This is a genomic window from Xanthovirga aplysinae (assembly GCF_009711365.1).
GTDB lineage: Bacteria > Bacteroidota > Bacteroidia > Cytophagales > Cyclobacteriaceae > Xanthovirga > Xanthovirga aplysinae.
The window spans coordinates 1-476 of the sequence record NZ_SMMB01000143.1; the positions used below are offsets into that span (position 1 = coordinate 1).

Annotated in this window: 2 protein-coding genes; both read right to left on the reverse strand. The window is 32.1% G+C overall.

From position 1 onward, the window contains the following. The coding region (locus tag E1171_RS23165; RefSeq protein WP_187696094.1) for a class I lanthipeptide at positions 1–183 on the reverse strand (183 nt) is incomplete at its 3' end. Positions 184–249: 66 nt separating this feature from the next. Continuing rightward, positions 250–476: class I lanthipeptide (locus tag E1171_RS23170; protein ID WP_187696095.1), on the reverse strand; the 227-nt coding region annotated here is incomplete at its 5' end.

Sequence of the window (476 nt, forward strand, 5' to 3'; positions counted from 1 at the left end):
GCCATTATTTTTACACTTTCCTCTTTCTAATGCCCTAGTACATGAGTTTCTTTTGCTACACCCAATGGATAAAAATGCTCCCCCTTTAATAGAGCCCATTTCATTGTCTGACAAAAGATACATTGTTTCTTTGTTTAAGGATAATTTATGATCCTTAGACTGTTTATTATCAGAATTAAGCATAAAGATTTTGTTTTATTTTAAATTAAAATGGTAATTAAACAAATGCCGAAGCATTGGATTTGGGTTTTACAGATACATGGTGCCATTATTTTTACACTTTCCTCTTTCCAATGCCCTAGTACATGAGTTTCTTTTGCTACACCCAATGGATAAAAATGCTCCCCCTTTAATAGAGCCCATTTCATTGTCTGACAAAAGATACATGGTTTCTTTGTTTAAAGATAATTTATGGTTATTGGGTTGACCATTTTCGGAATATAAACATGGCTGATAATTTAAATTTACCCCTACTT